Below are 21,690 nucleotides of genomic sequence, written 5' to 3' on the forward strand. Positions count from 1 at the left end.
TTAGAAGTACCCCTCGCGCTTGCGGTCTTCCATCGCGGCCTCGGAGAGCTTGTCGTCGGCGCGGGTGGCACCGCGCTCGGTGAGGCGGGAGGCGGCGATCTCGGTGATCACCTTCTCGATGGTGTCGGCGTCGGAGTCGACCGCCCCGGTGCAGGACATGTCCCCGACCGTGCGGTAGCGGACCTGCCGCTTCTCCACGGTCTCGCCCTCGCGGGGGCCGCCCCACTCGCCCGCGGTCAGCCACATGCCGGCCCGCGCGAAGACCTCACGCTCGTGCGCGAAGTAGATCGCCGGCAGTTCGATGTCCTCCCGGGCGATGTACTGCCACACGTCCAGCTCGGTCCAGTTGGACAGCGGGAAGACGCGGACGTGCTCGCCGGGCGCGTGCCGGCCGTTGTACAGGTTCCACAGCTCGGGGCGCTGGCGGCGCGGGTCCCACTGGGAGAACTCGTCGCGCAGCGAGAACACCCGCTCCTTGGCGCGGGCCTTCTCCTCGTCGCGGCGCCCGCCGCCGAAGACCGCGTCGAACTTCTCCGCCTGGATCTTCTCCGTCAGCGGCAGCGTCTGCAGCGGGTTGCGGGTGCCGTCCGCGCGCTCCTTGAGGACGCCCCGGTCGATGTAGTCCTGCACGGAGGCGACGTGCAGGCGCAGCCCGTGCTCGTCCACCGTCCGGTCCCGGTACTCCAGCACCTCGGGGAAGTTGTGCCCGGTGTCCACGTGCAGCAGGGCGAACGGCACCGGCGCGGGCGCGAACGCCTTCAGCGCCAGGTGCAGCATCAGGATCGAGTCCTTGCCCCCGGAGAACAGGATCACCGGGTTCTCGAACTCGCCCGCCACCTCGCGGAAGATGTGCACCGCCTCGGACTCCAGCGCGTCCAGGTGCGTCAGGGCGTACGGTCCCGCCGTGCCCTCCCCGACCTCGGCGACGGTCGTCGTCATGCCAGTCCCCTTTCGCTGAGCAGCGCGTACACCGACGCCGCGGACTCCTGCACGCTCTGGTGCTGCGACTCGATCCGCAGATCCGGCGTCGCGGGCTCCTCGTACGGGTCGTCGACGCCCGTCAGGCCGGTCAGCTCGCCCGCGGCCTGCTTGGCGTACAGGCCCTTCACGTCGCGCACCGAGCACACCTCGACCGGGGTGGCGACGTGCACCTCGACGTACGCCGTGCCGTTCCCCTCGTGCCGCTTGCGGACCGCGTCCCGGCTGTCCGCGTACGGCGCGATCACCGGGACCAGCGCGAGGACGCCGTTGCGGGCGAGCAGTTCGGCGACGAAACCGATCCGCTGCACGTTGGTGTGCCGGTCCTCGCGGCTGAAGCCGAGGCCCGCCGAGATGAACTCGCGGATCTCGTCGCCGTCGAGCACCTCGGTGCGGTGGCCCTCCTCGCGGAGCCGGCCCGCCAGCTCGTGCGCGATGGTGGTCTTGCCGGCGCTCGGCAGACCCGTGAGCCAGACGGTGGCTCCGGTCGTCACGTGGTTCTCCTGTATGTGTGTCATGGTCAGCCGTGCAGCCCGCACTCGGTCTTGGCCCGGCCCGCCCAGCGGCCGGCCCGCGCGTCCTCGCCCTCCAGCAGCCGCCGGGTGCAGGGCGCGCAGCCGACGGAGCCGTAGCCGTCCGTCAGCAGCGGGTTGGTGAGGACGCCGTGTTCGCTGACGTAGGCGTCCACGTCGTCCTGCGTCCAGCGGGCGATCGGGGAGACCTTGACCTTCTGCCGTTTCTCGTCCCAGCCGACCACCGGGGTGTTCGCCCGGGTCGGGGACTCGTCGCGGCGCAGCCCGGTGGCCCACGCCCGGTAGCCGGTCAGGCCTTCCTGGAGCGGTCGTACCTTGCGCAGCGCGCAGCACAGGTCGGGGTCGCGGTCGTGCAGTTTCGGGCCGTACTCGGCGTCCTGCTCGGCCACCGTCTGCCGCGGCGTCAGGGTGATGACGTTGACGTCCATCACGGCCTCGACGGCGTCGCGGGTGCCGATGGTCTCCGGGAAGTGGTAGCCGGTGTCGAGGAACACCACGTCCACGCCGGGCATCGCGCGGGAGGCGAGGTGGGCGACCACCGCGTCCTCCATGGAGGAGGTCACGCAGAACCGCTTGCCGAAGGTGTCGGCCGCCCACTGGAGGATCTCCAGCGCGGAGGCGTCCTCCAGATCGCGGCCGGCCTGCTCGGCCAGCTCTTTCAACTCCTCGGCAGAGCGCTCTTGCTGAGTCGTCGTCATGTCCGCTCGTCCCCTCCGTCGTCGCCCGTCTGCCTGAGCCCACGGGCCAGCAGCCCGCGGAACTTCAGCTGGAAGCCCCGGTTGCACGCCGCGCACTCCCACATTCCGTGGCCCTCCTCACCCGGGCGCAGGTCCTCCTCGCCGCAGTAGGGGCAGTAGAACGGCGCCGCACGCTCGCTCACGACAGCGCCTCGTCCGACGCGCGCGCCGCCCAGACGGCGAAGCGCTCGCCGTCCTCGCGCTCCGCCTGGAAGCGCGTGAGGAGCCGCTCGATGTAGTCGGGCAGTTCGGCGGAGGTCACCTTCAGGCCGCGGACCTTGCGGCCGAAGGACGGCTCGAGACCGAGGGCGCCGCCCAGGTGGACCTGGTAGCCCTCGACCTGCCGGCCCTCGGTGTCGGTGACCAGCTGGCCCTTGAGACCGATGTCCGCGGTCTGGATGCGGGCGCAGGCGTTGGGGCAGCCGTTGAGGTTGATGGTGAGCGGCTCGTCGAAGTCGGGCAGCCGGCGCTCCAGTTCGTCGATGAGCTCGCTGCCGCGCTCCTTGGTCTCCACGATGGCGATCTTGCAGAACTCGATGCCCGTGCAGGCCATCGTGCCGCGGCGGAACGGAGTGGGGCTGACCCTGAGGTCCAGCGCCTCCAGGCCGTCGACCAGCGAGTCGACCCGGTCCTCGGGGACGTCGAGGACGATCATCTTCTGCTCGACGGTGGTGGAGACCCGTCCCGAGCCGTGCTCCTCGGCCAGCGCGGCGACCTTGGTGAGCAGCGAGCCGTCCATCCGGCCCACCCGCGGGGCGAAACCGACGTAGAAGCGGCCGTCCTTCTGCCGGTGCACGCCGATGTGGTCGCGCCACGCCTGGGCGGGCATCTCGGGCGCGGGCCCGTCGGTCAGCTTGCGTCCCAGGTACTCGTCCTCCAGCACCTGGCGGAACTTCTCCGCGCCCCAGTCGGCGACCAGGAACTTCAGCCGGGCCCGGTTGCGCAGCCGCCGGTAGCCGTAGTCCCGGAAGATCGAGGTGACGCCCTCCCAGACGTCCGGCACCTCGGCCTCCGGCACCCAGGCGCCCAGCCGCACGCCGAACCGGGGGTTGGTGGACAGGCCGCCGCCGACCCACAGGTCGAAACCGGGGCCGTGTTCGGGGTGGACCACGCCGACGAAGGAGATGTCGTTGATCTCGTGCGCCACGTCGAGCAGCGGGGAGCCGGAGACGGCCGTCTTGAACTTGCGCGGCAGGTTGGAGAAGCGCGGGTCGCCGATGAAGCGGCGGGCGATCTCGTCCAGCGCGGCCGAGCCGTCGATGATCTCGTCCTCGGCGACGCCCGCGACCGGGGAGCCGAGCATGCCGCGCGGGCAGTCGCCGCACGCCTCGGTGGTGGACAGGCCGACGGACTCCAGGCGCTCCCAGATGGCGGGCACGTCCTCGATGCGCACCCAGTGGAACTGGATGTTCTGCCGGTCGGTGATGTCGGCGGTGCCCCGCGCGTACGTCTCCGAGACCTCGCCGATCGCGCGCAGTTGCTCGGTGGTGAGCCGTCCGCCGGTGATGCGGACGCGCATCATGAAGTACTCGTCCTCCAGCTCCTCGGGCTCCAGCAGGCCGGTGCGCCCGCCGTCGATCCCGGGGCGGCGCTGGGTGTACAGACCCCACCAGCGGAAACGTCCCCGCAGGTCATTGGGGTCGATGGCGTGGAAACCGCGCTTGGAGTAGATCGTCTCAATGCGTGTCCGCACATTGAGACCGTCGTCGTCCTTCTTGAGCTGTTCGTTGCCGTTGAGCGGGGTCAGGTGCCCCACGGCCCACTGTCCCTCGCCACGGTGACGGCTCACCTTGCGGCGGGGCGCGACGGAGTTCTGCGAAGAGGCGGCGGCCATGGTCGATACGTCCTTCGGGACAGCGGGGTATGCGGCTCTGACCTGCGCGGATGCGGGCGCATGGGCAGACAGGCAGGCGGGCGCGTCGTTGCGCGGAGGAGGGGGAGGCAGAAGATCCGGGTGGTGCTGAGCCCGTGGCCTCAGGCCACTGCGGGCGAGTCAGCTCGCCGGACAGATGGCGCTGGACATGCGGCCGTGGTCGACGTGCCGTCGGCTCACCAAGGCGGTTCCAGTTCCAGACATGACGGCAGCGTGGCACGGCGATCTGGACACAGTCCACCTTTGTCCAAAGTGCGGACACCCTTGTCCCGGGATGCGGGACAAGGGTGTCGTCGGACAGGTGGGGGAAAGCGGTTGCCCCTGCCCGGAACAGGCCGGGGGCGCCGCCCGGAACAGGCCGGGGGGCGCCGGGCGGATCAGGCCGGGAAGGCGCCGGGCCAAGGACCCGGAGTGGCCACCTCCGCCTCCTCCTCGACCTTGGTGTCGAAGAGCTTGAACCCGCGGCGCCGGTAGTTGTCCATCGCGTGCTCGCCGTCCTTGCTGCAGGTGTGCAGCCACACCCGCTTCGTCGGCGCGAGACCCGGCCGGCGGTCGGCGAGGTCCCAGGCGCGGGCGGCACCGTACGACAGCAGGTACCCGCCGATCCGCCGGCCGCGGAAGGCGGGGATCAGCCCGAAGTAGACGATCTCGACCACCCCGTCGTCCTGCGCCTCCAGTTCGACGTATCCCGCGGGCGTGCCCCGGTCGTACGCCACCCACGTCTCGACCCCAGGACGCTCCAGGTACGCGCGCCACCGGTCGTACGACCAGCCGAGCCGGTCCGTCCAGCGGATGTCGCCGCCCACCGACGCGTACAGGAACCGGCTGAACTCGGGCGAGGGCACCTCGGAGCGGACGACCCGGACGTCCCCCTCGGGCGCGGTGGCCGGCAGGAGGTCGGCCGGGGCGCTCTGCTCCAGGGACCAGGTGGTCACGGCGATGTTCGTCATGGCGGCCAGGGAATCATCCGGCCGGGGTTCCTGTCGATCGAGGCGGTGTGCGGTCGATCGAGGGGCTGGTGCTGGTAGAGGGCCTGCTGCCGGTCGAGGAGAGGGTCGCGCCCAGGGGGTTCTGGCCGGGCGCAGGCGCGGTCGGACGACAGGGCCTGGGGCCCTAGTGCAGTTCGTGTTCGAGGGAGGACAGGGGGACCGCGAACAGGGTGCGTCCGGAGACGGACCACAGTTCGCCGGTCTGCGGCACGTAGGACAGGGAACCGGTGCCGTCGCCCCAGCAGCGGTGCGTGTCGCCCGACGCCCCGCACTCCGTGGCCTCGGCGCCGTTCACGTCCTGCCGCCACAGCGTGCCGTGGCCGCCCCGCTTCCCGGCCGTCCGGCCCAGGTACCAGTCGGTGTGGCCGGAGGGGCCCGTGCGGTGCGAGAGCACGCCCCGCACGCCGTTCGCCTCGGTCTCGTACGCCTCGCCCGCCGTCACGGTGCCGGAGGAGTCCGCGGCCAGGAGCCCGGCGCGCGCAGGGTCCGTGCTGAAGGGGTAGCGCCACAGGCGGGTGTGGCGGTCGCCGTCCGCGGCCGCCGTCTCGCTCGCGACCAGGCTGTCCGGCACGGAACTGGCGTCGAGGGAGAGACCGGTGGGACAGGGGGGCGCGGCACCGGCCGGGCCGGACGTACGGCCTGCCGCGGACGTGGTGCCCGAACCGCTCGCGGCCCTGCCCGTGCCGCCCGCGTCCGCCGTCCGGTCGCAGCTGCCCTCCGCCGGGCGGTAGGAGGCCACCGCCGGGAGGACCCAGCGGTAGCCGTGCGCGGACCAGCCGCCCGGGACCCGGCCGACCGCGTCGGCGGCGACGGTGGCCCGCTGGATGCGGCGCAGGTCGTAGACGTACAGCGCGTCGCGCTCGCCGTCCGAGGTGGTCACGAGCAGTTTGTCCTGGTACCGGACCATGCCCGAGACGCGGGACGCGAGCGCGCGGTAGTCGCGTCCGTCGGCGACCGGGACGGTCAGCAGCGCCCAGGTGTAGGTGAGGCGGGCCGGGTCGTCGGCGTCCACGAACGCCACCCGGGCCAGCCGCCCCCGCCCGGTGTCGTCGCCGCGGTGGGTCCAGCCGGAGAGGATCAGCCGGTGCGTGCCCCAGCGGCCGTCGCCCCCGGCGTCCCCCGAGGCGGCCACGGACTCCGGGCGCCACGCGTGGGTGGCCGCGTCCTCGGTGTCCCAGCAGTACGCGCGGGTGGCCGCCGGTTCGACGGGCAGGGCCTTCTTCTCCTCGCCCGTGCAGTCGGCGGCGTCGCGCAGGTTGCGGTCGGTGTCGCTCAGCACCGTACCGGCGTCGACCGGGCGGCCCATGGACGCGGCGAGCCGGTCCAGGGAGCGGGCGGGCACGGGCTGCTCGGTGAGTTTCAGCCCGCCCAGTTCGCCGGCCGAGGTGAGCGGCTGGAGAGCGCCGGGGTCGTCGGTGACCGTGGCCTGCGAGGCGCTGATCAGGGTGGCGGTGGCGGTCAGCGCCAGTCCGGCCCCGGCCAGGACCGCGCGCAGCGCCCTGCCCCGCCTGCGCCGACGGTGTCGCCCGCGTTGCCTCATCCAACCCCCTTGGTCCAGGGCTCGGCCCGCCTCCGGGACGCCCGCCGTCCGGGCGGGTCAACTGCGCCGCGCGATCCGAGCGTTGAGCAAGGAGCGGATGGGGCGACCCACAGTGATGCTACGGCAGTTGGGCGTGCCGTAGGGCGAAGACCCTGTAAACGTGGGTGAGATGTGAGGTCGCGCGGGTCCGCGTACCTGGGGCGCGCGGTCCCGCGGAACGGGCGCACAGCGGCTTTCGCGCGCGCTCCTCTCGCGCGCTCCCTCCCCTTCGACGCGCGGTCCTTCGAGGCACGGCGCCGCACGGCGCGGTGCCTCCAAGGCGCGGTCTCTTCAGGGCACGGTGCCTTCAGGGCGCGGTCTCTTCAGGGCACGGTGCCTTCAGGGCGCGGCCTCTTCAAGGCACGGTGGTCGGCGCCGGCCGCCCCCGGCGCACCGACGGGGCCGCCGAGTGCGGCAGCAGGTCGCGGGGGTCGGCCGGGAACAGCACCTGGACCTCGGCGTCCTCGCGGAAGCGGTACGGCCGGTGTTCGAGCAGCGGCCCCAAGTACCGGCGCACGCGCGACATCTCCGCCCGGACGGTGACCGTGCGGGACGGGTCCCCGAACACCTCCACGGCCAGGCCGGCGGCGCTGCGGCCGGCCCGGTGCACGGCGAGGAGGCACAGGAGTTCCGCGTGGCGCGGGCTCAGTTCGCGCGCCCAGGTGCCGGCGCCGCCCGAGACGGCGACCGACCAGCGGCGCGGACGGGACAGGTCCAGGACGATGCGGGCGTCGCCGTGCGGGGCGGCCTCCCCGCCCGCCCGCAGCAGCCAGCCGCCGGCCAGCGGCTCCAGCGAGCACAGCCCGACCGCCGGCAGCCGACGCCGGCCGGGCGTACAGGACGCGGGCAGGGAGATCCGCGCGGTGTACGGCATCCCGGTCACCGCCGCCGTCCAGCCGTCCCGGTCCACCACCGCGGCCGGGCCACGCAACCGGGCCAGCACCGGAGCGGCCACCGCGCGCAGCCGTTCCAGCGAGGCCGGATGCGTCTCCCGCGGCCCGGCCTCGGCCAGTCTGGCCACGGAGTCCACCCAGGCCAGCGTGGTGGGGTGCATGCTCTCCAGCGGTCCACTGGCGTCCACCACACCGATCAGCCGGCCGTCGCGCGGATCGGTGACGGGCGCCCCGGTGCAGGTCCAAGTGGTGTGCGAGCGCACGAAGTGCTCCGAGGCGAAGACCTGTACGGGCCGGCGCACCACCGCCGGAGTGCCGATCCCGTTGGTGCCGACGACGTCCTCCCGCCAGTCGGCGCCGAGTTCGAACCCGAGTCCGTCGGCCTTGCGCAGCACCGACGCGTGCCCCTCGCGCCACAGCACCCGCCCATCCTCGTCGGCGACCACCACGATGTGCCGCGCCGCGTCCGCGACCGACAGCAGCCCCTCGCGCAGCACCGGCAGGACGTGCCGCAGCGCGGAGGTCTCCCGGCGCCGCTCCACCTCGTCGTGGGGCAGCAGCCCCGAGCGGAAGTCGTGCTCGGGTTCGACGCCGCTGCGCAGCATCCGTTCCCAGGACTGGCCGATCACCGGTCGCGGGGCCACGCGGGTGCGCCGGCCGGCCAGTGTCCCGGAGCGCACCTCGCTGAGCAGGTGCGCCGCTCCCGCCGCGTCGACGGCGGCGAGCCGCGCCACGTTCACCGGCGCCTGTGCCACTGGGTCCTCCCGCCGGCAAGGGGCTACTGGCAACCGGTTGCCCCCGAGCGTTTCGGCCGCGCGCCGGCGCGCTCCTCGACTCCGCCCGGCTCTGCGGGGCTGTTCACGGCTGTCCGGTTCATAGTGCCGCCCGCCGCCATGGGAGGGGCCCGCTCCGGCCACCCCGGACGGCCCGTCGCAACCCTCTGCAACCCTGGCGCACCGCGCCGCGCCGCGCCGCTCGAGACTTGTCCTGTGCCGCCCTGCGCGGCGCCCGTGGCCTGCGACGGGCCGACGGCGGGGGTGGTGCCGTGTCGGCGCAGCACCACCCTCGTGGGGTGTCCGAAAAGCACCGCGGAACCAGGGCGACCGCCCGCCACGGACGCCCGCAGCCCGGCCACCGGCCGCCGGTCACCAGCCGCCGGCCACCGGCCGTCCGCGAGTCGACAGTCGGCCATCGGCCACCGGCCGTCCGCGAGTCGGCAGTCGGCCATCGGCCATCGGCCGCCGGCCACCGGCCGTCCGCGAGTCGACGCCGGGCCGTCGGTGGATCGGTGGATCGGCGGATCGGCGCTCGACCACCGGTCGCTCGGCGAGCCGGCGCCCGGCCACCGCTCACGCGCAGCGCCGCCTCTCAGGACCTCTCAGGGCCCCTCAGGACACCGGGCGGGCGCGTTCCACCAGCGACGCCAGGTCCAGGGTGTGCGGCAGGGTGCCGAAGGCCGCGCCGTGGTCGCCGCCCAGCCGGGAGGCGCAGAAGACGTCGGCGACCTCGGGCGGCGCGTGGCGCACCAGCAGCGCGCCCTGGAGGACCAGCGCCAGCCGCTCCACCAGGCGGCGGGCACGTGCCTCGACGCCCTCCAGGTCGGCGAGTTCGGTGAGCAGGTCCTTGATCGCGGCGTCGAGCCGGTGGTCGGCACCGCGGGCCAGGCCCACCTCCCGCAGATAGGCGTCGAGTGCCTGCGGCTCGCGGCGCAGCGCGCGCAGCACGTCGAGGGCCTGGACGTTGCCCGCGCCCTCCCAGACGGAGTTGAGCGGCGACTCCCGCACCAGGCGGGGCAGCCCGGACTCCTCGACGTACCCGTTGCCGCCCAGGCACTCCGCGGCCTCCACCACGAGTGGCGCGCAGCGTTTGGTCACCCAGTACTTGGCGGCCGGTACCGCGATCCGCAGCAGCGCGCGCTCCGTCTCGCCGCCGTCGTCCCAGGCCGCCGCGAGCCGCAGCACCAGTGTGGTCGCCGCCTCCGACTCCAGCGCCAGGTCGGCGAGGACGTTGCGCATCAGCGGCTTGTCGAGGAGCGGCCCGCCGAACGCCTCCCGGTGGGTGCAGTGGTGCACCGCCTGCGCCACGGCCTGCCGCATCAGCCCCGCCGAGCCGAGCGCGCAGTCCAGCCGGGTCGCCGCCACCATCTCGATGATGGTGGGCACCCCGCGCCCCTCCTCACCGACCCGGCGCGCCCAGGTCCCGGCGAACTCGACCTCCGCCGAGGCGTTCGACCGGTTGCCCAGTTTGTCCTTCAGGCGCTGGATCAGGAACACGTTGCGGGTGCCGTCCGCCAGCACGCGCGGGACGAGGAAGCAGGTCAGCCCGCCCGGGGCCTGGGCGAGGACCAGGAAGCCGTCCGACATCGGCGCCGAGCAGAACCACTTGTGCCCGGTCAGCGCGTACGTGCCGTCCTCGGCGAGCGGACGCGCGGCCGTGGTGTTCGCCCGTACGTCGCTGCCGCCCTGCTTCTCCGTCATGCCCATCCCGAACAGGGCGCCGGCCTTCAGGTGCGCGGGCCGCAGGTCCCGGTCGTAGACCATGGACGTCAGCCGGGGCTCCCACTCGGCCGCCAGCTCCGGGTCGGCGCGCAGGGCGGGCACCGCCGCGTGGGTCATGGAGAGCGGGCAGCCGTTGCCCGCCTCGACCTGTGTCCACACGAGGAAGCCCGCCGCGCGCCGCACATGCCCGGCCGGGCGGGTCCAGGCGGCGGTGAGACCGGCCGAGACGCCCTTGCCGAGCAGCCGGTGCCAGGCCGGGTGGAAGTCGACCTCGTCGATCCGGTGGCCGTAGCGGTCGTGGGTGCGCAGCCGGGGCGGGTTCTCGTTCGCCTGAGCGCCCCACTCCTGGAGCTGGGCCGAGCCCGCGGCCCGCCCGAGCGCGGACAGCTCGCCGCGGACCTCGTCGAGCAGGCCGGTTCCGGCGTCGACGTGCCGTGCGACCGCCTCGGTCAGCGCCCGGTCGGCGGCGAAGACGTCGTAGCCGACCAGCGGGGGCACCTGGTTGGTCACGGAGTGAGTGCTGGCTGCCATGGCACGGAACCTACCCGCGCCGCGGCACCCGCCACCACACCGGCGGCACCCGCCACCACACCGGCGGCGGCGATCCCCGCACGGCGGTGGCGGTCCCCGCACGGCGTTGGCGGTCCCCGTGCCGCCCCGGTGGACGGCGATCTCCGTGATGCCCCGGTGATGAGGGCGACAGGGCAGGACAGGGATACCTTTGGGTCGTGCAGCCAGCCAGTGAAACCCCCGACAGGCCGACCGGCCGCTTCAACCGGGCCCGTGCCCTCTACCGGAACGTCTCCAAGCGCAGGACCGCCTGGCTGCTGCTCAAGGACACCGTCAACTCGTGCATGGAGTACCGCATCCTCGGCCTCGCCGCCGAGGCCGCGTTCTTCACCCTGCTCTCCGTGCCGCCGCTGCTGCTCAGCCTCATCGCCCTGCTCTTCTACGTCGACTCCTGGACCGGCGCGCACACCATCGCCAGTCTGGAGCGCAACATCATGGACGCCTCCCGGACGGTCCTGTCCGACCAGGGCGTCAAGGAGATCACCCAGCCGATCCTGCGGGACGTGATGCAGGGCGGCCGGCCGGACATCATCTCCATCGGGTTCGTGTTCGCGCTGTGGTCGGGCTCGCGCGCGGTGAACGTCTTCATCGACACCATCACCGTGATGTACGGCCTCGACGGCGTGCGCGGCATCGTCAGGACCCGGCTGATGGCCTTCCTGCTCTTCGTGGTCGCGCTGCTGATCGGCTCCATCGCGCTGCCGCTGATGGTGGCGGGACCGGACGCGGTGGTCCGCGTCGTGCCGTGGTCGACGACCGTCGTGCAGGTGCTGTACTGGCCGGTGGTCATCGTGCTGTCCGTCGCCTTCCTGACCACGCTCTACCACGTGTCCGTGCCCGTGCGATCCCCGTGGATCGAGGACGTGCCCGGCGCGCTGGTCGCCCTGGCCATGTGGGTGGTGTGCAGTTTCGTGCTGCGCATCTACCTGACCAGCACCGTCGAGGGCCCCACCATCTACGGCTCGCTGGCCGCGCCGGTCGCCGTGCTGCTGTGGATCGGTGTGTCCGCGTTCGCCGTGCTCGTGGGGGCCGCGGTCAACGCCGCCATCGACCGGGTCTGGCCGGCCGCCGCGACCGCCGCGGCCCGTGCCGCCAACGAACGGGTGCGCGAGGCGCAGATCGCCGAGTACGTCGCGCGGGCCGCCGCCGTCCGGGTGGCGGCCCCGGGCGCCTTCGACGACTTCGACGACGCCGACGACGGCACGGACTGCGCCGACATGCCGTCCGAGTTCCCCGAGCGCTGGTCGCGTTTCCTGCCCCCCGAGGACGTGACCGCGCGCCTGCGGGCCCATGCGAAGAGCGCCCAGGCGCGCGGCCCGCACAAGGAGGAGCAGAAGGAGAACGGGAACGGATCGGCGCCGGACGCGTGAGTGCCGTCAGGCGCCGGCCCCAGCGTCAGGACTCCTTCCACACTCCGGCCGCCGCCGCCTGTCGCGCGAAGTCGGCGAAGTCCCGGGGCTCGCGTCCGAGCACCTGCCGCACCCCGTCGGACAGGTAGGAGTTCCGCCCGTCCAGCAGCGTCTCGAACAGTTCGACCAGGAACTCCGCCTCCTCGGCCGGCACCCCGAACCCGGCCAGCGCCTGCCCGTACGCCCGCGCCGGCACCGGCCGGTACGCCAGCGCGCGCCCTGCCGCCGCGGCGGCCTCCGCGACCGCGTCGCCGAACGTCAGCAGCCGCGGCCCGGACACCTCGATCACCTGGCCGGCGTACCGGTCGCCCGAGGTCAGCGCGGCCACCACGACGTCCGCGACGTCCCGCACGTCGACGAACGGCTCGCGCACGTCCCCGGCCGGGAACACCAGTTCGCCGCTCTGCCGCAGCTCCTCCACCAGCGGCCCCTCGCTGAGGTTCTGCGCGAACCACGCGGCCCGCACCACCGTCCAGCGCGCCCCCGACGCGCGCAGCGCCTCCTCGGTGGGCAGCGCCTGCTCCTCGCCCCGCGCCGACAGCAGCACCAGCCGCCGCACGCCGAGCGCGACCGCCTCGCGGGCGAGCCGCCCGACCGTGTCCGCCGCGTCCGGCGCGCCGACGTCCGAGGGGTACACCAGGTAGGCCGCGTCCGCGCCGCGCAGTACCGGCGCCCACGTCGTCGCGTCCCGCCAGTCGAAGCCCCGCGCCCGGGACGCCGCCCGCACCGTCAGCCCCGCCGCCGTGGCCGCCGCGGCGACCCTGCTCCCCGTACGGCCCGACGCGCCGGTCACCACCACGGTCATCGCCCGTGCCGCCCGCCCGCCGGTCCGCGTGCCCTGCGTCTCTCGCGTGTTCTGTGTCATGAAATGCAGTCAACTGCCGTGCCCCGTACGAGGACCATCGCTGATCCGCGCACGCGCATAAGCGCGCGTCCAGCCCGCGTCTACGCTGTCCCCATGGACGCACTCGCAGGTCTGCTGGAGGGCCCACGCGCGCGCGGCGCCTTCATGATCCGCGCCTGCCTCGATCCGCCGTGGGCGGTACGTGTGGAGGACGAGGCCCCGCTCACGGTGATGCTGATGGCCCGCGGCGGCGCCTGGATCGTGCCCGACGACGGGGAGAAGGTGCGGATCGGCCCCGGCGACCTGGCCGTCGCGCGCGGTCCCGACCCGTACACGTGCGCCGACGACCCCGGTACGGCCCCGCAGGCGCTGATCCTGCCGGGCGGCGAGTGCAGCTACCCCGACGGCCGCTCCCTGAACGGCTCCATGGATCTCGGCGTGCGCACCTGGGGCGACCGGCTCGACGGCGGGACGGTGATGCTGATCGGGACATACCTCATGAAGGGCGAGATCAGCAACCGGCTGCTGGACGCGCTGCCGCCGCTGCTCACGCTGACCTCCGACGTGTGGCAGTGCCCGCTCACGCCGCTGCTGGCCGAGGAGATCGTACGGGAGGCACCGGGGCAGGAGGTCGTCCTCGACCGCCTCCTCGACCTGCTGGTCATCGCGGCGCTGCGGGCCTGGTTCGCCCGGCCGGACGCGGCGGCGCCCGCCTGGTACGGGGCGCTCGCGGACCCGGTCGTCGGCCCGGTGCTGCGCCTGGTCCAGGACGACCCGGCGCACCCGTGGACCGTCGCCGCCCTCGCCGCCGAGGCCGGGGTCTCCCGGGCCGCGCTGGCCCGCCGCTTCACCGCGCTGGTGGGGGAGCCGCCGATGACGTACCTCACGAACTGGCGGCTGGCCCTGGCCGCCGACCGGCTGCGCGACACCGACGAGACCATCGCCGCCGTCGCCCGCCAGGTCGGCTACGGCAGCGCCTTCGCGCTCTCCACCGCCTTCAAACGCTCCTACGGCGTCAGCCCGCAGGAACACCGGACGCGGGCGGCGCACCACGGCGGACGAGCGGAGTGAGCGAGGCGACCGGGGCGAGCGGGGCGGGCGCGGCGGACCGTGCGCGCGGGGCTCGGACGGACCCCGCCCACGTGGCCACGGCACCGGGCGGGTACGCCGAACGGGCCGCCCGGCTGCCCGGCGCGGTGGTGTGGGCGAAGGCCCCGCCGGCCGGCGGCGCCGGGGCGGGGCTCGTCCTGCCCGACGGCTGCATGGACCTGCTGTGGAGCGAGGGCCGGCTGCTGGTCGCCGGGCCCGACACGCGGGCGTACGCCCCCGGTGGGCCACCCGCCCACTGGGCGGGCCTGCGGTTCTTCCCCGGCACCGCGCCCGCCTGTCTCGGCGTGCCCGCGCACGAGGTGCGCGACCGGCGGGTCGACCTGGCCGACCTGTGGCCCGCCCCGGCGGTGCGGCGGCTGCGCGCTCGCCTGGAGGCGGCGCGGGACCCGGCCGCCGTCCTGGAGGAGGTGGCCCTGGAACGGGCGGAGCGGGCCGGAGGGCCCGACCCGCTGCTGCGGCACCTGGTCGCGGCCCTGGACGCGGGCCGTCCGGTCGCCGCGACCGCCGACGAACTCGGGCTCGGCGCCCGCCGGCTGCACCGCCGCTCCCTGGCCGCCTTCGGCTACGGACCCAAGACGCTGGCCCGGGTGCTGCGGATGCAGCGGGCCCTCGCGCTGGCCCGCGGCGGGGTGCCGTTCGCGCAGACGGCGGTCCGGGCCGGCTACGCCGACCAGGCCCACCTGTCCCGGGACGTACGGGCGTTGTGCGGCAGGACGCCCGGTGAGCTACTGCGCCTCGGCGGGTAGCGGCGCGAACAGGTCGACGCCGTTGCCGTCCGGGTCGTGCACGACCGCGTACCGCATCCCCCAGAACGCGTCCCACGGCTTCAGTTCCCCGTGGTGGCCCGTGCCGACCAGATCCTCGTAGAGGGAGTCCACCTCGGCCGGTGTGCCGCAGTGGAAGGCCAGCGTCGTGCGCCCGCCCCCGGCCGGCGGCCGCCACCCGGGGTGGAAGGAGCGGACGGTGTCCTCGGTGTCCAGCGCGAGGGTCAGGCCGCCGGGCAACTCGGCCTCGGCGTGGGGCTGTTGTTCGGCACCGTCGGGGAAGACGAGCCCGAGGCGGCGGTAGAAGGCGAGCGAGGCGGCCAGGTCGGAGGTGACCAGCCCGACCATGGCGAATCGTGGAGTCATGCGGCCACGGTAGGCACGGCCCCGGCCGGTGGTCTTGAAGAAAACGGACAGCCGCCGCGTCGCCCCGGTGCCCGACACGCCGATCAGTGACGTTTCTCCGGTGAAGGCGTTCCGCCGTCCGGGTGAGTAAAGGGCATCTCAAGTACCGATCCCGGCATGGTCTAGGGAACCTTTTGTCTCGGTAAAGGGCCGCATGTCGCCGACCACCGGCACCGGCCGCCCCTCTGGGCGCCGTGCGCGCCCGAACCCCCCACCAGAGGAGTCACGTTGACCTACGGCAAGAAGCTGCGCGAACAGGTCGCCGGGCCGGGGACCACCCCGCTGATCGGTGTCTACGACATGTACTCGGCGTCGATCGCCGCCGAGCACTACGACGGCATGTTCGTCTCCGGATTCGGGTTCGCCGCGTCCTACTACGGGCTGCCGGACATCGGGTTCATCGCCTGGCCGGACATGGTGGCGTTCGTCCAGCGGCTGCGGGGCGCCTTCCCCGCGCACCACCTGCTGGTGGACATCGACGACGGCTACGTCGACCCCGAGGTCGCCTGCCACGTGGTGGAGGGGCTGGAGCGCATCGGCGCCTCCGGGGTGATCCTCGAGGACCAGAAGCGGCCCCGCCGCTGCGGGCACGCCGACGGCAAGCAGGTGCTGCCGCTCGACGAGTACCTCGCCAAGCTGGAGCAGGTGCTGGCCACCCGGCAGGACCTGGTCGTCGTGGCCCGTACCGACGCCACCGACGAGGCTGACATCCTGCACCGGGCCAAGGCGCTCGCGGCCACCGACGCCGACGTGATCCTCGTCGACGGCATCCGCAGCGTGGACTGGATCCGCCGGGTACGCGAGGTGGTGGGCGGCAAGCCGCTGCTGTTCAACCAGATCGCCGGCGGCAAGTCGCCGCGGCTCTCGCTGAGCGAACTGTCCGAACTGGGCGTGGACGTCGCGATCTACAGCACCCCGTGCCTGTTCGCCGCGCACGAGGCGATGGACACCGCGCTCGCCGAACTGCGGCGCGCGGACGGCCGGCTGCCCGAGGTGGACGCGGCCGGTGGCGTCGGCGTGCGGGCGGCGACCAGCCTGCTGGAGCGCAACATGGCCCACCGGCGGCCCGAGCGCGCGGGCGCGGGTGTGGGCGCGTGAGCGTCCGCCCGCCCCGGCTGCGCACGGCGGCCGCCCTCGCGGCGGCCCTCGTGGCGGCTTCGGCGCCCGCGGCGGCGGCCGGCAGCTTCATCACGGTCCTCGACAACTCGCACGCCGACTCGATCCTCGAAGTCGACCGCACGGCGAACCTCCAGACCGGCCGCGGCACCGCCGGCAGCGACCACGACGGCAGCGCCGTCGACGTCGTCGAAGCCCTCGTGGGCGCCTCCCGCGCCGGTGAGGAGGACGGCGGCTGACCCCTCCGTCCACCCCCCGCCCCCCTCTCACCCGCACCGGGCGCCGCGCGAACGCGGCGTCCGGTGCGGGCGTCCCGGCCCACCGCACGAGATCCGGCTCCGCGTACGCCGAACGGCCCCGAGCCGGACTCCACCGCCGGAATACCGCACGGCGGTGTGGTGCTCTTGAGTTACCGGGGCTCGTGCGCGGCGGTCCGGGCGCGAGCGGAGTGCAGCGAGCGCGCCGAAGGGCTGGTGGGCACATGACGGCGGACCGGACGACCCCCCTCATCAGAACGCCGTACGGGACGGTGCGTGGGCGCTACGAACAGGGGGTGGCCGCCTTCCGCGGCATCCCGTACGCGGCGCCCCCCTTCGGCCCCCGCCGGTTCCGGCCGCCCCAGCCGCCCGAGCCGTGGGACGGCGTGCGGGACGCGGGCGCCTACGGGCCGACCGCGCCGAAGCCGCCGTACTCCGAGGCCTTCTCCCAGTACCTGTCCGATCCGTCCGTGCCCGGCGACGACTGCCTCAACCTCAACGTCTGGACGCCCGACCCGAGCCCCCGCGCCCGGCTGCCCGTCCTGGTGTGGCTGCACGGCGGAGCCCTGACCCGCGGCTCGTCGGCCGTGCCGGTGTACGAGGGCCGTTCCTTCGCCCGGGACGGCGTCGTCCTCGTCTCCGTCAACTACCGGCTGGGCGTGGAGGGCTACGGACTGTTCCCGGACGCACCCGCCAACCCCGGCCTGCGCGACCAGCTCGCCGCGCTGCGCTGGGTCCACGAGGCGATCGGGGCCTTCGGCGGAGACCCCGGCCGGATCACCCTGTGCGGCCAGTCGGCCGGTGCCATCAGCGTCGGCGCCCTGATCGCCGCCCCGCAGGCCCAGGGACTCTTCCGGCGGGCCGTGCTGCAGAGCGGCCCGCCCGAGGCCGCCGACCGCGACAAGGTACGGCGGGTGGTCCGCCGCATGGCGACCCGGCTGAAGGTACCGGCCACCGCCGAGGCCTTCGCCGCCGTCGACCGCGACCTGCTGCTGCGCACCCAGGCCGAGGTCGGCCGGCTCAGCAGCCCGGTCCTCGGCGGCCCCGCCTTCGGCATCGTCGTCGACGGCGACCTCGTGCCCCGCGACCCGCTGGAGGCGCTCGTCGCCGGGGAGGCCGCCCGCGGCGCCGACCTGCTCATGGGCTGGACCCGTGACGAGTACCGGCTGTGGCTGGTGCCCGGCGGTCTCCTGGAGCGCGTCGACCGGCTCGGCCCGGTCGCCCTGGCCGGAGCCATGGCCCGCTGCCACTGCGGGCACGAGGTGGTCCGCGGTTACCGTTGCCTGCACCCTGGGGCCGGGGCCGCCGAGACCGTCGGCCAGCTGGTCACCGACCACCTGCTGCGCCGCCCCCTGCACCGGCTGGCCGACGCCCGCCCCGGCTCCGCGTACGTGTACGAGTTCGCGTGGCCCTCGCTCCTGCCCGGCCTCGGCTCCTGCCACGCCCTCGAACTCGGCTTCGTCTTCGACACCGGAGACGTGCCGGACGCGCGCCGGCTCGCGGGCGAGGGCGCCCCGCAGGAGCTGGCCGACGCCCTGCACGCCGCCTGGGTCCGCTTCGCCGCCGACGGCGACCCCGGCTGGGAGGCCTGGGAGGCGGCGCACCCGGTCCGGGTCTTCGGCGACGGCCCGCCGCACACCGCGTACGGCCCGCGGGACGCGGAACTCGCCCTGTGGGACACCCCGGCCGCACCGGCCCCTGCGGACACACTCACGACACCGGGCGCCCCGGCCCGCCGGTCCGTCCCCGAGGCCCCGCCGCTCCCGCAGCCGCCCGCGCCGCCGGGCGGCACCTCCGCGGCCAGGGGCGCTGAACTGCGCGCGGTGATACGGCGCCTGCGCCGCTCCGGCGGAGTCCGGGGCACCTGACCCGTCCGGTCGGCCCGGTCGCCTACTCCGCCGCCAGAACGCGGGCGATCTCCTTGATCGTCGCCGGGCCGACCCGGCAGCAGCCGCCGATCAGGCGGGCACCGCGGGTGCGCCACCGGTCGACCTGGGCCGGGGTGAGGGTGGAGCGCCCGGTCCAGGAACGGGACCGGGCGTCCCAGACCTCACCGCTGTTGGGGTAGGCCACGACCGGCTTGCCGGTCACCCGGGCGGCCGTCGCGACGGCCGCCTCCACGTCCCCGGGGGCGCAGCAGTTCACGCCCACCGCGATCACCTCGTCCGCGTCCGCCGCCAGTGCGAACGCCTCCTGCAGCGGCTGTCCGGCCCGGGTGCGCAGACCGTCGGCCGTGTACGACAGCCAGGCCGGCACGCCCAGGCCCCGCACGGCCCGCAGCAGGGCCCTGGCCTCGTCGGTGTCCGGGACCGTCTCCAGGGCCAGCACGTCGGGCCGGGCGGCCGCCAGCACCTCCAGGCGGGGCCGGTGGAAGCGCTCCAGCTCGTCCACGGTGAGCCCGTAACGCCCCCGGTACTCCGAACCGTCCGCGAGCATCGCACCGTAGGGACCGGCCGAGGCCGCCACCCACAGCGGACGCGTGACGCCCTTCGCCCTGGCCCGCCCCACGGCCTCCCGGGCCAGGCCGACGCCGGACGCGATGAGCGCGGCGGCCTCCTCGCGGCCAAAGCCGCGCCGCGCCAGCCCCTCGAAGGTGGCCTGGTAACTGGCGGTGATCACCACGTCCGCGCCCGCCTCGACGTAGGCCAGGTGCGCCTCGGTGACCGCCTCGGGCCGTTCGGCCAGCAGCCGGGCCGACCACAGTTCGTCCCCGAGGTCGTGACCGGCCGATTCGAGCTGGTTGGACAGGCCGCCGTCGAGCACGACCGGCCCGGCGGCCAGCGCCTGGGCGAGCCGGGGGGAGGCCGCGTCACCTGAGCCGTACGTCATGCCACGACGCTAACCGAGCGGCGGCCGGCCCCGGGCCGTCCCGCCACCGGGCGCCTTCCGCCGTTCGATAACCTGCCGCAATGGTGGGGATCGGGGAACGGCTCGTACCGGACCGAGCGCGGACGGCGGTCCGGCGCAGGAGCCGGGGGGCGCCGGCACGTTCGCAGGACGCGCGGCCGGCCGGGCCCGTCGGGTCCGCCGCGCCGCGCCGCCGCGCCGCCGCCTGGCTGCCGGTCCTCGCCGTCGTGCTGGCCCTGACCGCGGGGACCGGATGCGACGTCGGGGGCGCGTCCGGGCCGGGCTCGGGCCCGGGTGCGTCCGGGGCGGGCCACCGGACCGGGGCCGAGGCGCCGAGCCCGCCCCCGGGACTGCCCGCCGCCTTCACCACCGGCCAGCGGCTGCGCTGGGCCGCCTGCCCCGCGCCGTCCCCCGCGCACGGGAAGGGCGGCGGCTGGCAGTGCGCCACGATGAAGGCGCCCCTGGACCACCGGCGGCCCGGCCGCGGCACCATCGACGTCGCCCTGATCCGCAAGCGCGCCACCGGAGCGGACCACGAGCGGATCGGTTCGCTCGTCTTCGACTTCGGCGGCCCCGGCGAGTCGGGCGTCACCGGCCTTCCCGAGTACGCGGACGACTACACCAAGCTGGGCGAGCGCTACGACCTGGTCGGCTTCGACCCGCGCGGCGTCGGCCGGAGCGCCCCCGTCCGCTGCGGCAGGACGGAGTTCGAGAGCGGCGACGCCTGCGAGAAGTACTCCGGCCGGATCCTGCCGTACGTCACCACCTCGCAGACGGCCCGCGACCTGGACCTGCTGCGCTACCTTCTCGGGGACGGGAAGCTGAACTACTTCGGCATCTCCTACGGCACCGAACTCGGCGGCGTCTACGCCCATTTGTTCCCGAAGAACGTGGGCAGGGCCGTCCTCGAAGCCCCCGTCGACCCGACGCAGGACCGCCTCCAGGAGGAGCTGAGCCAGGTCAAGGCCGTCCAGAGCGCCTTCGACCGCTTCGCGCGGCACTGCGCGCGGACGTACGACGACTGCCCCACCGGCAGCGACCCCGAGCAGGCCGACCGGCGCGTCACCGCGCTGCTGGACCGGCTCCGGGACAAGCCCGCCCGCACCGACGGCGGCGAGGAACTGGACGCGGACCTCGCCGCGCACGCCATCTCCAACCACCTGGACCTCGGCGAGGACGGCTGGGAGCCGCTGGTGAAGGCCCTCGACGAGGTCATGCGGCGGGGCACCGGCAACGCGCTGCTGCGCGAGGCCTACGACCACGCCCCGGGCGCCCGGGCCAAGCGCCTGACCGGTGCCCGCACCGGCACCAGCACCGTCGCCGAGGCCGGCACCGGCCCCGCGGCCCCGGACGACAACAGCGTGTCCGCCTACGTCGCGATCACCTGCGCCGACTCCTCCAGCCGCCCCGGATTCACCGAGGCCGAGGACATGGTCAAGCGGATCGAGGCGGCCTCGCCCGTCTTCGGCGAAGCCTGGTCCTCGGCCGTCTACCTCTGCTACGACTGGCCGGTCAAGGGCGAGCGGGCCGCCCCCGACGTCCGCGCCGACGGCGCCTCCCCGATCCTCGTCGTCGCGGGCACCGGCGACCCGACGACGCCGTACGCGGGCGGCGAGCGCATGGCGGCCGAGCTGGGCGCGAAGGTCGGCGTCCTGCTGACCGTACGGGCCGAGGGCCACGGAACCTACCCCTACGACGACTGCGCGATTGAGGCCGTCGACGCCTACCTCCTCGACGGCACGCCGCCGGCGCGGGGCACGACGTGCTCCTGACCCGGCACCGCACGCCGGCCCCGCCGCCGAAAACCCGTGCCGCCGTGCCCGGCCGCCTGGCAGGATCGCGCGCATGACTTCGAAGATCCGCCATGTGACGATCGACTGCTCCGACGCGTACCGCCTGGGCAGCTTCTGGTCGCGGGTCCTGGACCTGCCGCTGCAGGAGGAGGACCGCCCGGGTGACGAGGAGGCGCTGATCGAGGGCGCCGGCCTGCTCTTCGTCACCGTGCCGGACGCCAAGACGGTGAAGAACCGCGTGCACGTCGACCTCCAGCCGCAGGACCGCACCCGGGACGAGGAGGTCGAACGGCTGCTCGGCCTCGGCGCCACGCTCGTCGACGACCGCCGCCGGCCCGACGGCACCGGCTGGGCGGTGCTCGCGGACCCCGAGGGCAACGAGTTCTGCGTGGAGCGGAGCGCCGCCGAGCGCGCGAACTGAACGGCGCACGGGGAGCGCGCCCGCCGAATGCCTCGTTCCGCGCGCCCCGCGCCCTCACCGAGCCCGGAACACTT

At 74.5% G+C, this 21,690-nt stretch carries 20 protein-coding genes; 8 read left to right on the top strand and 12 right to left on the bottom strand.

What is annotated here, in order from left to right; translation table 11 throughout:
- The 9 genes from cysD to AB0G56_RS05705 form a co-directional block, all read right to left on the bottom strand.
- Nucleotides 1–939 carry a sulfate adenylyltransferase subunit CysD gene (cysD, locus tag AB0G56_RS05665; RefSeq protein WP_360964107.1) on the bottom strand — a complete coding sequence of 313 codons (939 nt, stop codon included), beginning with the start codon at nucleotides 937–939 and terminating at the stop codon, nucleotides 1–3.
- Complete coding sequence (cysC, locus tag AB0G56_RS05670; protein WP_360964110.1) at nucleotides 936–1,472, bottom strand: adenylyl-sulfate kinase; 537 nt, start codon at nucleotides 1,470–1,472, stop codon at nucleotides 936–938. The genes cysD and cysC overlap by 4 nt, the downstream gene beginning before the upstream one ends.
- Before the next feature lie 26 nt (nucleotides 1,473–1,498).
- Nucleotides 1,499–2,209, bottom strand: coding sequence for a phosphoadenylyl-sulfate reductase (locus AB0G56_RS05675; protein ID WP_360964113.1), 711 nt, complete (start codon nucleotides 2,207–2,209; stop codon nucleotides 1,499–1,501).
- Nucleotides 2,206–2,391, bottom strand: coding sequence for a hypothetical protein (locus tag AB0G56_RS05680; RefSeq protein WP_360964115.1), 186 nt, complete (start codon nucleotides 2,389–2,391; stop codon nucleotides 2,206–2,208). The genes AB0G56_RS05675 and AB0G56_RS05680 overlap by 4 nt, the downstream gene beginning before the upstream one ends.
- Nucleotides 2,388–4,082, bottom strand: coding sequence for a nitrite/sulfite reductase (locus tag AB0G56_RS05685; protein WP_360964117.1), 1,695 nt, complete (start codon nucleotides 4,080–4,082; stop codon nucleotides 2,388–2,390). The genes AB0G56_RS05680 and AB0G56_RS05685 overlap by 4 nt, the downstream gene beginning before the upstream one ends.
- 416 nt (nucleotides 4,083–4,498) lie before the next feature.
- Nucleotides 4,499–5,071, bottom strand: coding sequence for a GNAT family N-acetyltransferase (locus AB0G56_RS05690; RefSeq protein WP_360964120.1), 573 nt, complete (start codon nucleotides 5,069–5,071; stop codon nucleotides 4,499–4,501).
- A gap of 163 nt (nucleotides 5,072–5,234) precedes the next feature.
- Nucleotides 5,235–6,650 (bottom strand): hypothetical protein, encoded by a 1,416-nt coding sequence (locus AB0G56_RS05695; RefSeq protein ID WP_360964123.1) that lies wholly within the window; start codon nucleotides 6,648–6,650, stop codon nucleotides 5,235–5,237.
- 394 nt (nucleotides 6,651–7,044) lie between these two features.
- A complete protein-coding gene (locus AB0G56_RS05700; RefSeq protein WP_360964125.1) occupies nucleotides 7,045–8,337 on the bottom strand; it encodes a GAF domain-containing protein in 1,293 nt (430 codons plus the stop codon).
- A 633-nt stretch (nucleotides 8,338–8,970) separates the two neighbouring features.
- Complete coding sequence (locus AB0G56_RS05705; RefSeq protein WP_360964128.1) at nucleotides 8,971–10,611, bottom strand: acyl-CoA dehydrogenase family protein; 1,641 nt, start codon at nucleotides 10,609–10,611, stop codon at nucleotides 8,971–8,973.
- Nucleotides 10,612–10,808: 197 nt separating this feature from the next.
- On the opposite strand from AB0G56_RS05705, the gene AB0G56_RS05710 reads away from it, so the two are divergent.
- On the top strand, nucleotides 10,809–12,020 hold the full coding sequence (locus AB0G56_RS05710) for a YihY/virulence factor BrkB family protein (RefSeq protein ID WP_360964131.1): 1,212 nt from the start codon (nucleotides 10,809–10,811) through the stop codon (nucleotides 12,018–12,020).
- Nucleotides 12,021–12,045: 25 nt separating this feature from the next.
- Here the strand turns inward: AB0G56_RS05710 and AB0G56_RS05715 are convergent, their stop codons facing one another.
- Nucleotides 12,046–12,864 (bottom strand): NmrA family transcriptional regulator, encoded by an 819-nt coding sequence (locus tag AB0G56_RS05715; protein WP_360964267.1) that lies wholly within the window; start codon nucleotides 12,862–12,864, stop codon nucleotides 12,046–12,048.
- A 153-nt stretch (nucleotides 12,865–13,017) separates the two neighbouring features.
- Between AB0G56_RS05715 and AB0G56_RS05720 the strand changes: the two genes are divergently transcribed.
- Nucleotides 13,018–13,974 carry an AraC family transcriptional regulator gene (locus tag AB0G56_RS05720; protein WP_360964134.1) on the top strand — a complete coding sequence of 319 codons (957 nt, stop codon included), beginning with the start codon at nucleotides 13,018–13,020 and terminating at the stop codon, nucleotides 13,972–13,974.
- Nucleotides 13,975–14,045: 71 nt separating this feature from the next.
- Nucleotides 14,046–14,759, top strand: a complete 714-nt coding sequence (locus AB0G56_RS05725) for a helix-turn-helix transcriptional regulator (RefSeq protein WP_360964137.1) — start codon at nucleotides 14,046–14,048, stop codon at nucleotides 14,757–14,759.
- Here the strand turns inward: AB0G56_RS05725 and AB0G56_RS05730 are convergent.
- Complete coding sequence (locus tag AB0G56_RS05730) at nucleotides 14,739–15,143, bottom strand: VOC family protein (RefSeq protein ID WP_360964139.1); 405 nt, start codon at nucleotides 15,141–15,143, stop codon at nucleotides 14,739–14,741. The genes AB0G56_RS05725 and AB0G56_RS05730 overlap by 21 nt on opposite strands.
- Before the next feature lie 267 nt (nucleotides 15,144–15,410).
- Between AB0G56_RS05730 and AB0G56_RS05735 the strand changes: the two genes are divergently transcribed.
- From AB0G56_RS05735 to AB0G56_RS05745, 3 genes are all read left to right on the top strand, one after another.
- Entirely contained in the window at nucleotides 15,411–16,280 is an 870-nt protein-coding gene (locus tag AB0G56_RS05735; protein WP_360964142.1) for an isocitrate lyase/PEP mutase family protein, read from the top strand.
- Complete coding sequence (locus tag AB0G56_RS05740; RefSeq protein WP_360964145.1) at nucleotides 16,277–16,537, top strand: hypothetical protein; 261 nt, start codon at nucleotides 16,277–16,279, stop codon at nucleotides 16,535–16,537. Before AB0G56_RS05735 ends, AB0G56_RS05740 begins: the two co-directional genes overlap by 4 nt.
- Before the next feature lie 242 nt (nucleotides 16,538–16,779).
- Nucleotides 16,780–18,423 (top strand): carboxylesterase family protein, encoded by a 1,644-nt coding sequence (locus AB0G56_RS05745; protein WP_360964147.1) that lies wholly within the window; start codon nucleotides 16,780–16,782, stop codon nucleotides 18,421–18,423.
- A gap of 22 nt (nucleotides 18,424–18,445) precedes the next feature.
- Here AB0G56_RS05745 and mmuM read toward each other — a convergent pair whose 3' ends face one another.
- Nucleotides 18,446–19,384: a homocysteine S-methyltransferase gene (gene mmuM / locus AB0G56_RS05750; RefSeq protein ID WP_360964150.1), complete on the bottom strand. Its 939-nt coding sequence runs from the start codon at nucleotides 19,382–19,384 to the stop codon at nucleotides 18,446–18,448.
- A gap of 80 nt (nucleotides 19,385–19,464) precedes the next feature.
- Here mmuM and AB0G56_RS05755 point away from each other — a divergent pair, with 80 nt between their 5' ends.
- Both AB0G56_RS05755 and AB0G56_RS05760 read left to right on the top strand, forming a co-directional pair.
- Nucleotides 19,465–21,174, top strand: a complete 1,710-nt coding sequence (locus AB0G56_RS05755) for an alpha/beta hydrolase (RefSeq protein ID WP_360964153.1) — start codon at nucleotides 19,465–19,467, stop codon at nucleotides 21,172–21,174.
- A 73-nt stretch (nucleotides 21,175–21,247) separates the two neighbouring features.
- Nucleotides 21,248–21,616 (top strand): VOC family protein, encoded by a 369-nt coding sequence (locus AB0G56_RS05760; RefSeq protein WP_360964156.1) that lies wholly within the window; start codon nucleotides 21,248–21,250, stop codon nucleotides 21,614–21,616.
- Nucleotides 21,617–21,690 lie beyond the last annotated feature (74 nt).

The sequence above is a fragment of the Streptomyces sp. NPDC021356 genome, assembly GCF_040641015.1.
In the GTDB taxonomy this organism is placed as follows: Bacteria; Actinomycetota; Actinomycetes; order Streptomycetales; family Streptomycetaceae; genus Streptomyces.

Coding starts and splice junctions, on each gene's coding strand:
- AB0G56_RS05685 (WP_360964117.1), bottom strand. CDS start 4,082: ATGGCCGCCGCCTCTTCGCAGAACTCCGTCGCGCCCCGCCGCAAGGTG.
- AB0G56_RS05720 (WP_360964134.1), top strand. CDS start 13,018: ATGGACGCACTCGCAGGTCTGCTGGAGGGCCCACGCGCGCGCGGCGCC.
- AB0G56_RS05755 (WP_360964153.1), top strand. CDS start 19,465: ATGGTGGGGATCGGGGAACGGCTCGTACCGGACCGAGCGCGGACGGCG.
- AB0G56_RS05695 (WP_360964123.1), bottom strand. CDS start 6,650: ATGAGGCAACGCGGGCGACACCGTCGGCGCAGGCGGGGCAGGGCGCTG.
- AB0G56_RS05690 (WP_360964120.1), bottom strand. CDS start 5,071: ATGACGAACATCGCCGTGACCACCTGGTCCCTGGAGCAGAGCGCCCCG.
- AB0G56_RS05705 (WP_360964128.1), bottom strand. CDS start 10,611: ATGGCAGCCAGCACTCACTCCGTGACCAACCAGGTGCCCCCGCTGGTC.
- AB0G56_RS05745 (WP_360964147.1), top strand. CDS start 16,780: ATGACGGCGGACCGGACGACCCCCCTCATCAGAACGCCGTACGGGACG.
- AB0G56_RS05760 (WP_360964156.1), top strand. CDS start 21,248: ATGACTTCGAAGATCCGCCATGTGACGATCGACTGCTCCGACGCGTAC.
- AB0G56_RS05730 (WP_360964139.1), bottom strand. CDS start 15,143: ATGACTCCACGATTCGCCATGGTCGGGCTGGTCACCTCCGACCTGGCC.
- AB0G56_RS05675 (WP_360964113.1), bottom strand. CDS start 2,209: ATGACGACGACTCAGCAAGAGCGCTCTGCCGAGGAGTTGAAAGAGCTG.
- cysD (WP_360964107.1), bottom strand. CDS start 939: ATGACGACGACCGTCGCCGAGGTCGGGGAGGGCACGGCGGGACCGTAC.
- mmuM (WP_360964150.1), bottom strand. CDS start 19,384: ATGACGTACGGCTCAGGTGACGCGGCCTCCCCCCGGCTCGCCCAGGCG.
- AB0G56_RS05715 (WP_360964267.1), bottom strand. CDS start 12,864: ATGACCGTGGTGGTGACCGGCGCGTCGGGCCGTACGGGGAGCAGGGTC.